The 13,216-nt window shown below is 60.9% G+C and carries 13 protein-coding genes and 1 pseudogene; 5 read left to right on the forward strand and 9 right to left on the reverse strand.

Annotation, left to right across the window (positions count from 1 at the left end; all coding sequences use genetic code 11):
- Positions 1-8 precede the first annotated feature (8 nt).
- From ACI77D_RS03070 to yegS, 3 genes and pseudogenes are all read left to right on the forward strand, one after another.
- Positions 9-335 (forward strand): hypothetical protein, encoded by a 327-nt coding sequence (locus ACI77D_RS03070; RefSeq protein ID WP_064453435.1) that lies wholly within the window; start codon positions 9-11, stop codon positions 333-335.
- A 31-nt stretch (positions 336-366) separates the two neighbouring features.
- A pseudogene (locus tag ACI77D_RS03075) lies at positions 367-911 on the forward strand (hypothetical protein).
- Positions 912-1,001: 90 nt separating this feature from the next.
- Positions 1,002-1,922 carry a lipid kinase YegS gene (gene yegS / locus ACI77D_RS03080; RefSeq protein ID WP_064453433.1) on the forward strand — a complete coding sequence of 307 codons (921 nt, stop codon included), beginning with the start codon at positions 1,002-1,004 and terminating at the stop codon, positions 1,920-1,922.
- On the opposite strand, the gene ACI77D_RS03085 is transcribed toward yegS, so the two are convergent.
- From ACI77D_RS03085 to ACI77D_RS03095, 3 genes are all read right to left on the reverse strand, one after another.
- Positions 1,881-2,540, reverse strand: a complete 660-nt coding sequence (locus tag ACI77D_RS03085; RefSeq protein WP_064453432.1) for a response regulator transcription factor — start codon at positions 2,538-2,540, stop codon at positions 1,881-1,883. The two genes, yegS and ACI77D_RS03085, sit on opposite strands and share 42 nt — an antisense overlap.
- On the reverse strand, positions 2,537-3,430 hold the full coding sequence (locus ACI77D_RS03090; RefSeq protein ID WP_407016028.1) for a sensor histidine kinase: 894 nt from the start codon (positions 3,428-3,430) through the stop codon (positions 2,537-2,539). Before ACI77D_RS03090 ends, ACI77D_RS03085 begins: the two co-directional genes overlap by 4 nt.
- Positions 3,431-3,813: 383 nt before the next feature.
- The gene (locus ACI77D_RS03095) at positions 3,814-4,263 is read right to left on the reverse strand and encodes a hypothetical protein (protein WP_208604442.1); all 450 of its coding nucleotides are present in this window, start codon (positions 4,261-4,263) and stop codon (positions 3,814-3,816) included.
- 533 nt (positions 4,264-4,796) lie between these two features.
- Here ACI77D_RS03095 and ACI77D_RS03100 point away from each other — a divergent pair.
- Positions 4,797-5,732 (forward strand): chemotaxis protein CheV, encoded by a 936-nt coding sequence (locus ACI77D_RS03100; RefSeq protein ID WP_064453430.1) that lies wholly within the window; start codon positions 4,797-4,799, stop codon positions 5,730-5,732.
- A gap of 38 nt (positions 5,733-5,770) precedes the next feature.
- Positions 5,771-6,577, forward strand: a complete 807-nt coding sequence (locus tag ACI77D_RS03105; protein ID WP_407016029.1) for an MOSC domain-containing protein — start codon at positions 5,771-5,773, stop codon at positions 6,575-6,577.
- A gap of 64 nt (positions 6,578-6,641) precedes the next feature.
- Here ACI77D_RS03105 and ACI77D_RS03110 read toward each other — a convergent pair whose 3' ends face one another.
- From ACI77D_RS03110 to atuC, 6 genes are all read right to left on the reverse strand, one after another.
- On the reverse strand, positions 6,642-6,926 hold the full coding sequence (locus tag ACI77D_RS03110; protein WP_064453428.1) for a pyrimidine/purine nucleoside phosphorylase: 285 nt from the start codon (positions 6,924-6,926) through the stop codon (positions 6,642-6,644).
- 65 nt (positions 6,927-6,991) lie between these two features.
- Entirely contained in the window at positions 6,992-7,534 is a 543-nt protein-coding gene (locus tag ACI77D_RS03115; protein ID WP_064453427.1) for an exonuclease domain-containing protein, read from the reverse strand.
- Positions 7,535-7,625: 91 nt separating this feature from the next.
- Positions 7,626-9,548 carry an acetyl/propionyl/methylcrotonyl-CoA carboxylase subunit alpha gene (locus ACI77D_RS03120; protein ID WP_407016030.1) on the reverse strand — a complete coding sequence of 641 codons (1,923 nt, stop codon included), beginning with the start codon at positions 9,546-9,548 and terminating at the stop codon, positions 7,626-7,628.
- Positions 9,549-9,659: 111 nt separating this feature from the next.
- On the reverse strand, positions 9,660-10,427 hold the full coding sequence (locus ACI77D_RS03125) for an enoyl-CoA hydratase/isomerase family protein (RefSeq protein ID WP_407016031.1): 768 nt from the start codon (positions 10,425-10,427) through the stop codon (positions 9,660-9,662).
- Entirely contained in the window at positions 10,424-11,581 is a 1,158-nt protein-coding gene (atuD, locus tag ACI77D_RS03130; protein WP_064453424.1) for a citronellyl-CoA dehydrogenase, read from the reverse strand. The genes ACI77D_RS03125 and atuD overlap by 4 nt, the downstream gene beginning before the upstream one ends.
- Positions 11,582-11,597: 16 nt before the next feature.
- Positions 11,598-13,214, reverse strand: coding sequence for a geranyl-CoA carboxylase subunit beta (gene atuC / locus ACI77D_RS03135; protein WP_064453423.1), 1,617 nt, complete (start codon positions 13,212-13,214; stop codon positions 11,598-11,600).
- Positions 13,215-13,216 lie beyond the last annotated feature (2 nt).

Consider the following 13,216-nt stretch of genomic DNA (forward strand, 5'->3'; position numbering starts at 1 on the left):
AAACAGGGATGAGCACCACACGCAATGGAGTGTACGGCGCCGCTTTGGTGTTGGCAGTGGCAGGTTTGGGCGGTTGCGCTTCGTCGATGACCGAGACCGGCGAGCCCGGGGTGAAGATGGGGGACAGCTACGCACAGGTGCTCGCGGTAGTGAGCCGCAACAATACCGTGATCAAGCAGGTCGATGGCCAGGGCTTTCGCGCGGAAGGCTACTCGACGATGTTCAAGGATTGCCGCATCAAGTATTTCATCTTCCAGGGCGCCGATGGTTTGCAGCGCGTGAAGTACGATCCGGCGCCGCTGTTGTCGGTAAACCAGAATTGCCGCCAGCCGTAACGGCCCTTTGTTTCTCCGCGAGTGAATGCAAATGACCGGTTTGCGTGTTATGCCCGTTGCGTTGCTGGTGCTGCTGACCGGGTGCGGCCAGGTGGCGAACATCCGTTCCCTGTCCACCGGCTATATCCCGCCGCATTCCGGCGAGACCGCCCGCGTGCGGTTGATCACCGATGGCCTGGTGCGCGCAGTGCCGGGGCGTGACTGCCTGGACTGGAATGTGCCGGGCGCCGGGGTGATGGCGTCGACCAAATCCGGTTTCCCCGACCACAATGGCGAAAGCCTTAACATGCTCGGGCCGGTGTATACCTGGAACGGTGCGGTGACCACGGAGCTGGTGGTGCCTGCGAACCAACCGATCGCGCTGCATTACCTGGGGCAATTGCAGTATGCCCGGCAATGCTTCAGCAGCATGACCTTCGTGCCTCGACCTGGCGTGGACTACAGGGTGCAGGCGACCATTATGCGGACTGTTCAATCCAGTTGCATGAGCTGTCTGCGGACGGCAAGCAATGGGACGCCGTAGAACCTGTGCCCAAGGGCAAGGTATCGATGTGCAACGCGATGGATAACTTCTAGACAGGCAATAAATTTGCGTCCCCGATGGCTTTTTTCTCTCCGGCAAAGGTCAACATCCTTCAAGTACCTTTAAACCCAGGAGATCCCCACATGACCACCCACAAGGCACTGCTGATTCTGCACGGCAAGCAAGCCCTCAATGAGGATGTGCGCGCCGCCGTGCAGGCCCGGCGCGAACTGGGCTGGGAGCTGGCGGTGCGAGTCACGTGGGAGGGCGGCGACGCCCAGCGCCTGGTCAATGAGGCGCTGGCTGACGGCTATACCCACCTGATTGCCGGCGGCGGCGACGGCACCTTGCGCGATGTGGCCGAGGCCATGGCGTTGGCCAAGACCGAGGCCAGCCTGGTGCTGATGCCGTTGGGCACCGCCAATGATTTCGCCCGCGCCGCCGGTGTGCCATTGGATCCTGCCCGCGCACTGGCCCTGCTGGATGTGCCGCCAAGGGCGATCGACCTCGGGCAGGCCGGTGGGCAAATATTCCTCAACATGGCCACTGGCGGTTTTGGCAGCCAGGTCACCGCCAACACCTCCGAAGACCTGAAAAAAGTGCTGGGCGGCGCGGCCTACCTGTTCACCGGCCTGACGCGTTTCAGCGAATTGAAGGCCGCTTATGGCGAGTTGGAAGGGCCGGGCTTTCACTGGAAGGGTGACCTGCTCGCCCTCGGTATCGGCAACGGTCGCCAGGCGGGCGGTGGGCATGTGTTGTGCCCTGGCGCGTTGGCCGATGACGGCTTGCTGGACATCAGCATCCTGCCGGCGCCTCAGGAAGTGGTCGGCACGCTGCTCACCCTGATGAGCGATGGTTGGGGCCTGGACAATATGTTTGTGCGGGCGCGCTTGCCGTGGGTCGAGATCAAGGTGGCCGAAGGGCTGTACATCAACCTGGATGGTGAGCCCTTGAAAGGTGACGACTTGCGCTTCAGTGCATTGCCCAAAGCCCTGCGCGTTCACTTGCCACTGGCGTCGCCGTTAGTCGTCCAGGCTGATGATCTGCTCGCGAACGGCGAATAACACCAGGCCCGCCACATCGAATATCTGCAGGCGTTTCATGATCTGCGAGCGATGCGCCTCCACGGTCTTGATGCTCAAGCCCAGGCCCTGGGCGATTTCCCGGGTGGATTTGCCGCGCACGATCAAGCGCAGAATCTCCAGCTGGCGTGCCGTGAGGTTGTGGCTGTCGGCGACGGCGCCGATGGGGCCCTGGCTGCGGATCAGCGCCTGATTTATCACCGTGTGGGCAATGGCGGGGCTGAGGTAGCGCTCGTTGTTGCGCAAGGCCATCAGGGCGTGTTCCAGCTCGTTGGCCGTGGTGTCTTTGAGCAGGTAGCCATGGGCGCCGGACTCCAGCGCGCGCATGATCAGCTCTGGATCGGTGTGCATCGACAGGATCAGCACCTTGCTTTTGGGGTAGGTCGCCTTGAGTTGCTGTAACGCGTCCAGGCCACCGGTGTATTTCATCGACAGGTCCAGCAGCACGATATTCGGTTGCAGGGTGCTGAATTTCTCCAGCAACTGCGCGCCATCGCTGGCCTCGCCGACTACGGTATAGCCGGGCATATCCTGGATCAGCGCGCGTACGCCGGCCCGGATCAGTGCGTGGTCATCCACCAGGAGTAAAGTGCAGGTCACTCGAGAACCTTAGGGGAACTGGCCCGATCGAGGGCGCGGGGCGCCCAGGGGAAAAGCGCATCGATACGTGTTCCTTTGCCTGGCTGGCTGCTGACCGTCAATGCGCCCCCCAGTTGATCGATCCGCTCGGACATGCCGGCCATGCCTCGTTGGCCTTCCCGGCCCGGGTTGATGGCGGGCGAAAAGCCCCGGCCGTCATCGCAGATCATCAGCGACAGGCCTTCGGGCAGGCGTTGCAGGCGTACCAGCAAATTGTGCGCCTGGGCATGGCGAAGCATATTGGTCACCGCTTCCTGGGTGATGCGAAACGCTGCCACGGCCATTTCTTCCGGGATACCGGTCAGCCGTTGCTGGCATTCCAGGCTCCAGTGGATCGGGGTGTTTTCCAGGGTCTTGAGCAAATGCGCGCGCAGGCTCGCTTCTAAACCCAGGCTGGCCAGCTGCCGAGGGTTGAGGATGGCGGACACGTCGCGCACTTTGGCCAGGGTTTCATTCAAGGTGTTGCACAGCACTGTGCATTGGCTCTGCAGGTCGTCCGGCAGGCGGCGCTTGAGCCATTCGCTTTGCAGTTTGGCGGCGGTGAGCAGTTGGCCGATGTCGTCATGCAGTTCGCGGCTGAGGCGGTGACGTTCGTTTTCCTGGACTTGCAGCAGGCGGTCGGCCAATTCCTGTGGCTGGAATTTTATCGACTTGCGCGAGCCCCACTGCTGCAAGCCCACCACCACCAGCGTGGCCAGGTTGAGCAGCAGAATCAGTAGCGGCAACGGCGCGGAGCGGCTATAGGCCCACAGGCTGACCAGCAGTGAGCAAAGGCACAGGGCGAGGACCAAGCGACGTGTATTGCTGCGGGACACGGACCTTGCGATGAGTGACGTTAGGCTGGCGTACATAGCGGATGGAGCCAATGAAGGTTCGCTGCGGGAAGACCGGTCACGGCGGCTGACAGGGCTCTATTTGGAATACGGTGCAGAAACGTTTTTTTATACATGATGAAGTTGAGTCACTTCGAGCGGGGCATAGTACCACCACTATTACCGTTGGTCGCCTGGCGCCGCACGCTGGCGGGTTTAATAACCGGCCAAATGCCCCGCGCCTTGGTCCTATAGTTCAAAGGACCCCTAGGTTAAAAACGGATAGTTATATAAATCAAGTTGGCGGGTGTCGTTACTGCGTTGATGGCTAATTGATATGTTTTTGCCCGCGCACCTTTATCGACCGCTAAAGGAACGGTCGTTTTTAGATAACTTGGCGACAAATACGACTTGGTCAGCGCTCAAGACGCGTGATGCACGCGCTGCTGCGGTTTATTAGCGAAGTCTTTTTGTGGGATCTGCAAGGTTACCGTCGCAATCAGTGTGGTTTGTTCGCTTTTATCCAGGGCCAGTTCGCCGGTGCGGGTGTCGATCAGCTCCAGTTGCCACGCCAGCAGTGTCAGGCAGTCATGCAGCGCATTCAGCGCCTGGTCATGCAACTCCATGGGGCTCGCGGCATTCGCAATCAAGTATTGAATATGCCGGGAGAATTCGCTGATCGCCTGCAGGGCCAGGCCTTCGGCTTTTTCAGCCAGGTTGGCCAGGCTGCTTTTCATGCAGTCGATGGCGTCGCTGTCGTTGCGAATCAGATGCAGGTGGTTCAAGCACTCTTGCGATTTTTCCAAGAGCATTTCGGCTTCGAGCAGAAATTCGGGAAGTGCGGTTTGCCATTCGTTTGCATTGTTCATCATGCAAGTCTCCGCAACATAAGGTCGGGTGGTGAGATGTCGCACCGGGTGAATGGCGTAAAACTACCGCTGAAATATGACTGAGATCTGTAGCCTGGTTCTGAAATTTCAGTAGGACCGTTATTTGAATGATCGCGATAGCTGTAGAACGCCCTCGTCATTCGGGCCGCTTGCACAACTTTGGCTGCCGCCACGTATACGTCTGGAAGACCCGTGGGCCGAGGGCTTGGGATGGCAAACAAAAGCCTGACTCCATTCATGCAATGAGAATGGCGTCACATTAATGGCTATTAGATATCGCGAATATCAGGTTGGGCCTGATTGTGCGTAGGGGAATCCCTTACACAGCGGAACCTTGCGTCGATTTTTAGGTCGCGCAACGTGGGTGTACTGCCGTTTGGAGAGGCGGTTGCAGTAAACCATGATGTCAGTGTGACATCAATGAATTTACATGGCATTTTACAAGGGTCAAGGTCTGGCGCTTGCCGCCGATAACAAGCTTAGTGAACTGCACAATCCCACATCAGGAGCTTTCAATGGCCGGCATTCTCGACACGGTAGATCAACGCACGCAACTGGTGGGTGAGAATCGCCTGGAGATTCTCATGTTTCGCCTGGCGGGACGGCAGCTGTTCGCGATCAACGTGTTTAAGGTGCAGGAAGTCTTGCAGTTGCCCAAGTTGACCCTGATGCCCCAGCGGCATCCATTTGTGTGCGGTGTGGTCAACCTGCGTGGCCAGACCCTGCCGGTGATTGACCTGTCCCAGGCCATCGGCATGCGCCCGCTGGTGCCGGGGCCCAACAGCACGATTATCGTCACCGAGTACAACCGTTCGGTGCAGGCCTTCCTGGTGGGCGGCGTGGACCGCATCGTCAATATGAACTGGGAAGCCATCCTGCCGCCACCGGCCAGCGCCGGGCGCCAGCATTACCTCACGGCCATCAGCAAGGTCGATGACCAGTTGGTGGAAATCATCGACGTGGAAAAAGTCCTCGCTGAAATCGTGCCCTATAACGCCAAAGTCTCCCGTGAAAAACTCGAAGACCCGGTGTTGGAACGCGCCCGTGGCCGTGAAGTACTGTTGGTGGACGACTCCAATGTGGCCCTCTCGCAACTGCGCGACACCCTGGGGCAACTGGGCGTGAAGATGCATATCGCCAGTGACGGCCTCAAGGCACTGAACATGCTCAAGGCCTGGGCCGACACCGGCCAGGTGATGACCGACAAATTGCTGATGATCTTCACCGACGCTGAAATGCCCGAGATGGACGGCTACCGCCTGACCACTGAAATCCGCAACGACCCGCGCCTGCGTGGGCTTTACGTGGTGTTGCACACTTCGTTGTCGGGCAGCTTCAACGACTCGATGGTGAAGAAGGTCGGTTGCGATAACTTCCTGTCCAAATTCCAGCCGGACAAGCTGGTGGATGTGGTGCGCCAGCGACTGATGCTGGACGAAGTGCCCGCATGACCTTAGGGTGACGCTTTGCCCCTCAGGAATGCAGGCCCATGCTTCGTCTCAGCGCGCTTTACCGTTATCCCTTGAAGTCCGGCAAGGCCGAAACCTTGCCGCACATCGGCCTGGATGAACTCGGGCTGGCCGGTGATCGACGCTGGATGCTGGTGGACGAAGGCAGCGGGCGGTTCCTCACGCAGCGGGCGGTGGCGAAGATGAGCCAGTTGTCGGCGTTGTGGAACAGTGCCGGTGGCCTGACCCTGAGTTCACCTGGTTTTGCGTCGCTGGACGTGGCTCTGCCGAGCAGCGACGCCGAATTGCGCGGCGTGACTATCTGGCGCGACACCTTGCGCGTGCCGGATGCGGGCGCCGCGGCGGCGGCCTGGGTCAGCGACTTTATCGGCAAGCCGACGCGGTTGGTGCAAGTGCCGGTGGAGCGCGCGCGCACCACTCAAGATGGCTACGGCAAAGATGACGACAAAGTTGGATTCGCCGATGGCTTCCCGCTGCTGTTGATCGGTCAGGCCTCCCTGGATGACTTGTCCCAGCGCATTGGCCGCCCCATGGAGATGCTGCGGTTTCGCCCCAACCTGGTGATAGAAGGCAGCGAGGCCTTCGCCGAAGATGGTTGGAAGCGTGTGCGCATTGGCGATGTAGAGTTTCGCGTGGTCAAGTCGTGCTCACGCTGCATCCTCACCACCATTGACCCATCCAGCGGCGAGCGCAGTGCCGACCGCGAACCGTTGACCACGCTCAAGACCTACCGCGAGCAGGACGGCGATGTGATGTTCGGCCAGAACCTGGTCAACGACGGCCTGGGGCACCTGGAAGTGGGTATGCCGGTGACCATTCTCGAGTAATTCATTCACCCATAAAAAATGCCCGTCTCCTGCGAGATGGGCATTTTTTTGTCCGGGCGAACGCTTAGCCGCGGTATTCGCACAGGTACGCTGTGTCTACAGCGACCTTCAGATGGAACTTGCTGTTGGCCGGTACATTGAACTGGCTGCCGGCAGCGAAGGTTTCCCAGTCGTTGGCGTCAGGCAGTTTGACGCTCAAGGCGCCGGACACCACGTGCATGATTTCACGCTGGGCGGTGCCGAATTCGTATTCACCCGGAGCCATCACGCCGATGGTCGCCGGACCTTCTGCGGTGCCGAAAGCGATCGACTTGACGGTGCCGTCGAAGTATTCGTTGACTTTGAACATGGGGGAATCCTCGGAAGAAAGGGGCTGGAAAGGTTGGCCAGTATGCCCAAGGCAAGGGGAGCTGCCTAGACCGGCAAAATCAACGGCAGCAGGCGTGCGGTGTTGCGCGCATCTTCCAGCGCCCGATGTTGCTGGCCATGGAACTGCATCCCCGCCAATTGCAGCGCGCCGTTGAGCCCCAGCGGCTTGTCCAGGCGCCGGGCCTTGGCGAAGCGCTGCTTGAGGTTCACATGCGGCGTCTGGGCAAGCGCGCTGGCCAGGCCATGGCGTTGCCATTCAAGCTCAAGCTGTGCCCGATCGTAGTCACCCCAACTGGCCCAGCCTTCCAGGCGTGAGTGATGTTGGCCCAGCCAGCGCTCGAAGAGCGGCCATACCTCGGTAATCGGCGCAGCAGCGTCGATGTTGGCCTGGGTGATGTGAGTGAGCTGGCGGCAGAAAGGCGTCAGCAATGGGCGACGCAGCGGCCGCACAAAGCGCTGGAAGTGATCCAGCTCGCGGCCCTGGCGGTTCACCAGGCTTGCGCCGATCTCGATGACTTCCATCTCCGTCACGGGCCAGCCGCCTTCATCCGTTGTGGCTTCAAGGTCAATAATCAGCCAATGAGGCATCGTGCAGGTTCCCGTACTCGTCCTTTCCTGTTGGGGATAGAGCGTAGCGCGACTGTGTAGTTCCGCGCTGTTTTTTCATGCAACCCGCGCCTTACTCAATCTCCAGCAGAACCTGGCGATTACGCACCTGGTCACCCGCAACCACCTGCATACCTTTGATGACACCGGCGATGCCGGCGGTCAGTGGGTGCTCCATTTTCATGGCTTCCAGCACCAACAGCAGCTGGCCTTTGGTGACGGTCTCACCGACGCTCACGCGTATGTCGACAATCGCGCCGTCCATTGGCGCCTTGACGATGCCGGTACTGGCGTCCGCCTGACGGCTGGCGACTTGTTGAGTGCGGTTAATGACCTTCAAGCCGGGTAGCCAGAGCTGGGTGTCGTCGAGGTGATAGGCGATGCGACGGCGAACGCCGTTGATCACCAGGGTGGCCCAGCGGCCGTCGGTGCTCAGGTGGCTGATGTCGATGCCGTTGGCGTGCAGACGATGGTTCTCCAGCACGCTGACGGCGACATCGCGGACGTAATCGTTGATGTCCAGGCGATAGGTCCAAGGCACACTGGCATTGTTGCGCCATCCCGATAAACCCTGACGGTGGGCATTGGCGTTGGATTGATAAAACAGCGCGGCCGCCAGGGCGACCTGTTCGTTCGTCGCCGGCTGGCGGTTAATTTCATTGAAGTGCTCGGCGATAAAACCGGTGCTGAAATCGCCTGCGATGAAGTCGGGTTGCCTGAGCAGGTCCACCAGCAGTTGCTGATTGGTCGTCAGCCCCAGCAGCACAGTGTCCTCCACCGCTCGCAGCAGTTTGCGTCGGGCTTCTTCGCGAGTGGCCCCATGGGCGATGATTTTGCCCAGCATCGCGTCATAAAACGGGCTGATGCGTTGGCCTTCCAGTACGCCATGGTCAATTCGCACACCGGCGGCGGGTTCCCAACGCAGCACATTGCCGGTTTGCGGCAGAAAGCCCTGGGCGGGGTCCTCGGCGTACAGGCGTACTTCCATCGCATGGCCGGTCAGGGTCACCTCAGCCTGTTTCAAGGGCAGCGGTTCACCGGCGGCGACTTTCAGTTGCCAGTCCACCAGGTCCAGGCCAGTGATCCATTCGGTGACCGGGTGCTCCACTTGCAGGCGGGTGTTCATTTCCAGGAAATAGAAGCGGCCGTTGCGGTCGAGCAGGAACTCCACGGTGCCGGCACCCACGTAATTGACGGCGCGCCCGGCCTTCAGCGCCGCTTCACCCATGGCCTGGCGCAGCTGGGGTGTCATCACGGGGCAGGGCGCTTCTTCGATGACTTTCTGATGGCGGCGCTGAATCGAGCAGTCGCGTTCGCCCAAGTAGATGAGGTTGCCATGGCTGTCGCCGAACAGTTGGATTTCAACGTGGCGCGGTTCGATCAGGGCGTGTTCGAGGATCAGTTCGTCGCTGCCGAAGGCGTTCAGGGATTCAGAGCGTGCGGTGCGCAGTTGGTCGAGCAGTTGGGTGCTGTCGTGCACCAGGCGCATGCCGCGCCCGCCACCGCCGGCGCTGGCTTTGATCATCAGCGGGTAGCCGATGCGGTTGGCTTCCTGCTGCAAGGTGGCGTCGTCTTGTCGGTGGCCCTGGTAGCCGGCGATGCAGGGGACGCCGGCGTCGAGCATGGCGAGTTTGGACAGACGTTTGCTGCCCATCAGTTCGATGGCCTCAACGCTTGGGCCAATAAAGGTCAGCCCCGCGTCAATGCAGGCGTTGGCGAATTGGGCGTTTTCGGAGAGGAAGCCGTAGCCGGGATGCACGGCGTCGGCGCCGGTTTTGCGGGCAGCCTCAAGGATGGCCGGGATGTTCAGGTAAGACTGATTGACCGGAGCGGGGCCGATATTAACGGCTTCATCAGCCATTTGAACGTGCAGGGCCTGGGTGTCGGCATCACTGTAGACGGCGACTGTGCGGTAACCCAGGGCATGGGCGGTGCGCTGGATACGGCAGGCGATTTCACCGCGGTTGGCGATCAGGATTTTGCTGAATGCGGGCATTGGATTATCCCTTGGCGTATGGGGTATGTGCTCGGGCCTCATCGCGGGCAAGCCCGCTCCCACAGGGGGAATGCGTTGCAAAATGTGGGGGCTGGCTTGCCTGCGAAGGCGTCATTTGCACCACCCCGGTTTACGCTTCTGCACAAAAGCCTGGGTCCCCTCTATTCCTTCTACACCCGTCACCGCCTCGGCAAACCACTGTGCGGCCTGATCCAGTAGCGGTCCGATTGGTTGCTCTGCGCTGGCGAGCAGCAGGGCTTTGGTTCGGCCATTCGCCCCCGGCGCGCACCGCAGCACTTGCCCCAATACATCGTCCAAGCGTTCTGCCAACGCCTGAGGGTCGTTCTCCACAAAATGCACCACCCCCAACCGATGGGCTTCAACCCCGTCAAACCGCGCCGCCGTCAGCGCCAGCCGTCGCGCCTGGGTCAGGCCGATACGTTTGACCACAAAGGGCGCGATCTGCGCCGGCAACAAGCCCAGGCTGGTTTCCGGCAAGCCGAACTGCGCCTGATGGTCGGCAAGCGCAATATCACTCACACAGGCCAGCCCAAACCCACCGCCGAGCACCGCACCTTGCAGTACCACGATCACCACTTGCGGCACCGCTTCCACCTCCTGCAGCAAGGTGCCGAACGCGCGGTTCAGCGCCTGCAACTGCGTCTTGCCGCCTGCGGTGACCATGTCCTTCACATCCGCCCCTGCACAGAAGTGCCCACCCGCACCGCTGATCACCAGCGCACGCACCTGGCTGTCCAATTGCGCCAGTACCGCACGCAGCTCATTAACCATTTCCAGGCTCATGGCATTGCGATTGGCGGGGCGGTTGAGGGTGATGTGCAGCACGCCGTTATGCGGTTCTAGCAGCAGGGTGTTCATGATTTTTTCCCGGGCAGGGTGCCCATCAGTTTGCAGATGATGCCCAGCATGATTTCGTCGGCGCCGCCGCCAATCGACACCAGGCGCACGTCGCGATAGGCGCGGGCTACCGGGTTGTCCCACATAAAGCCCATGCCGCCCCAGTATTGCAGGCAGCTGTCGCTGACTTCGCGGCCCAGGCGCCCGGCCTTGAGCTTGGCCATCGACGCCAGGCGGGTCACGTCCTGGCCTTTGATGTATTGCTCGGTGGCCTGGTAGACGAGCGCGCGCAGGCATTCGATTTCGGTGGCCAATTCGGCCAGGCGAAAATGAATGACCTGGTTATCGATCAGTGCCTTGCCGAAGGTCTGGCGTTCCTTGCAGTAGTCGATGGTGCTGTCGATGCAGTATTCCAGGCCCTTGATCATGTTGGCCGCGCCAAACAGGCGTTCTTCCTGGAACTGCAGCATTTGCATCATGAACCCCGCGCCTTCGTGGCCGATGCGGTTGCGCTGGGGTACGCGCACGCCATCGAAGAACACCTGGGCGGTTTCGGAGCTGTGCATGCCGAGCTTTTCCAGGGGCGGGCTGACGCTGATACCCGGCGTGTTCATGGGCACCATGATCAGCGACTTGTTGATGTGCGGCTTGTCGTCGGAGGTGTTAGCCAGCAGGCAGATAAAGTCGGCGCTGGGCGAGTTGGTGATCCACATTTTGCTGCCGTTGATCACGTAGTCGTCGCCGTCTTTGCGCGCATGGGTTTTCAGCCCGGCCACGTCGGAGCCGGCGCCGGTTTCCGAGACGCCGATGCAGCCCACTTGCTCGCCGCTGATGGCCGGACGCAGGAATTCGTCGCGTAATTCATCGGAGCCGAAGCGGGCGAGGGCGGGGGTGCACATGTCGGTCTGCACGCCGATGGACATGGGGATGCCGCCGCAACGAATGGTGCCGAATTCTTCGGCAGCAACGATGGAGTAGCTGTAGTCCAGGCCCATGCCACCGAATTTTTCCGGCTTGGAAATACCCAGCAAGCCGAGGTCGCCAGCCTTGCGGAAGATCTCGTGGATGGGGAAACGTCCAGCTTTTTCCCATTCATCCACGTGCGGATTGATCTCGCGGTCGACGAAGGCGCGGACGGTGCGGCGCAGTTCCTGATGTTCCTGGGTAAAGATCATTGTTCTTGTTCTCCTGTTAGAAACGCGCCACACCGAAGCTGTTGGGCTGCAACTGCCGCACCTCGGCCTCATGGCAGATGTCCAGCACAAACCCCAGCAGGGTGCGGGTATCCCGTGGGTCAATCAGCCCGTCGTCCCACAGGTTGGCGCTGCCATAGAGTGCAGTGGACTGGCTGTCGAGCTTCTGCGCGGTGACCTGTTCCAGCATATCCAGCACCTTGGGGTCGGGCACCAAACCGTCTTTGAGTTGCTTGGCCTCGGTGACGATGCGCAGCACTTTGCCTGCCTGCGCGCCGCCCATCACCGCCGTGCGGCTGTTGGGCCAGGCGAAGATAAACCGTGGGTCCAGGCCTCGGCCGCACATCGCGTAGTTGCCGGCGCCGTAGGAGCCGCCAACCACCACGGTCAGTTTAGGCACACGGGCATTCGCCACGGCCTGGATCATTTTCGCGCCGTGCTTGATCACGCCTTGTTGCTCCGACTCCGTGCCCACCATGAAACCCGTGGTGTTGTGCAGGAATAGCAGCGGCGTGCGGCTCTGGTCGCACAGCTGGATAAATTGTGCGGCCTTGCTTGCACCCTTGGGCGTGATGGGGCCGTTATTGCCGATCACGCCGACAGCGCGGCCCTGGATGTGTAAATGGCCGCAGACCGTGTGGGCATCGAACTCGCCCTTGAATTCGAGGAAGTTGGAACCGTCCGCCAGGCGCGCGAGGATTTCGCGCACGTCATAGGGTTTTTTCGGGTCGTCAGGGACCAGCCCCAAGAGCTCTTCGATGGGGTGCAGCGGTTCGGTATAAGGCCGTTTTGGCGCAAGCGCCAGGCGATCATCCCACGGCAACAGGCTGACGATTTCGCGCACGATGCGCACGCCATCGGCATCGTTTTCCGCCAGGTATTCGGCGGTGCCGGCGGTTTGCGCGTGCATCTCGGCGCCACCCAGTTCCTCGTCCGTCGCCACTTCGCCGGTCGCCGCTTTGAGCAGCGGCGGCCCGGCAAGGAACAGTTTGGCCTTGCCGCGCACCACCACCACGTAATCCGACAGCCCCGGCTGATACGCGCCGCCCGCCGTGGCCGAGCCGTGCACCACGGTGATCTGCGGCAACCCCATGGCCGACATGCGCGCCTGGTTGGCGAAGCTGCGTGCGCCTTCGACGAAAATCTCGGCCGCATAGTTGAGGTTGGCACCGCCGCTTTCGGCGAGGGTCACCACTGGCAGTTTGTTTTCCATGGCGATCTGTTGCAGGCGCAGGGACTTTTTCAGGCCGGAGGGGGAAATGGTGCCGCCCTTGATCGCGCTGTTATTGGCCACCACCAGCATGCGCACGCCGCTGACGTAGCCGATGCCGGCGATCAAGCCGCCGCCGGCCGCGCTGCCGTCTTTGTCGTCGTGGAGTTTGTAACCGGCCAGGCTGGCCAATTCCAGGAACGGCGCGCCGGGGTCCAGCAGCAGGTTGAGCCGTTCGCGGGGCAGCAGTTGGCCGCGTTTGTCGAACTTGGGCTTGGCTTCCTGCGCCTTGCTCAGCAGGTTGTGTTCCAGTTGGCGCAATTGCGCGATGGCCGCCAACATGGCTTCGCGGTTTTGCGCGAACTGTGGGCTGTGGCTGTCGATCTGCGTTTCAATGAGCGGCATAG

Origin of the sequence: Pseudomonas sp. O39, assembly GCF_045447295.1 — a bacterium.
Taxonomy (GTDB): Bacteria; Pseudomonadota; Gammaproteobacteria; order Pseudomonadales; family Pseudomonadaceae; genus Aquipseudomonas; species Aquipseudomonas antarctica_A.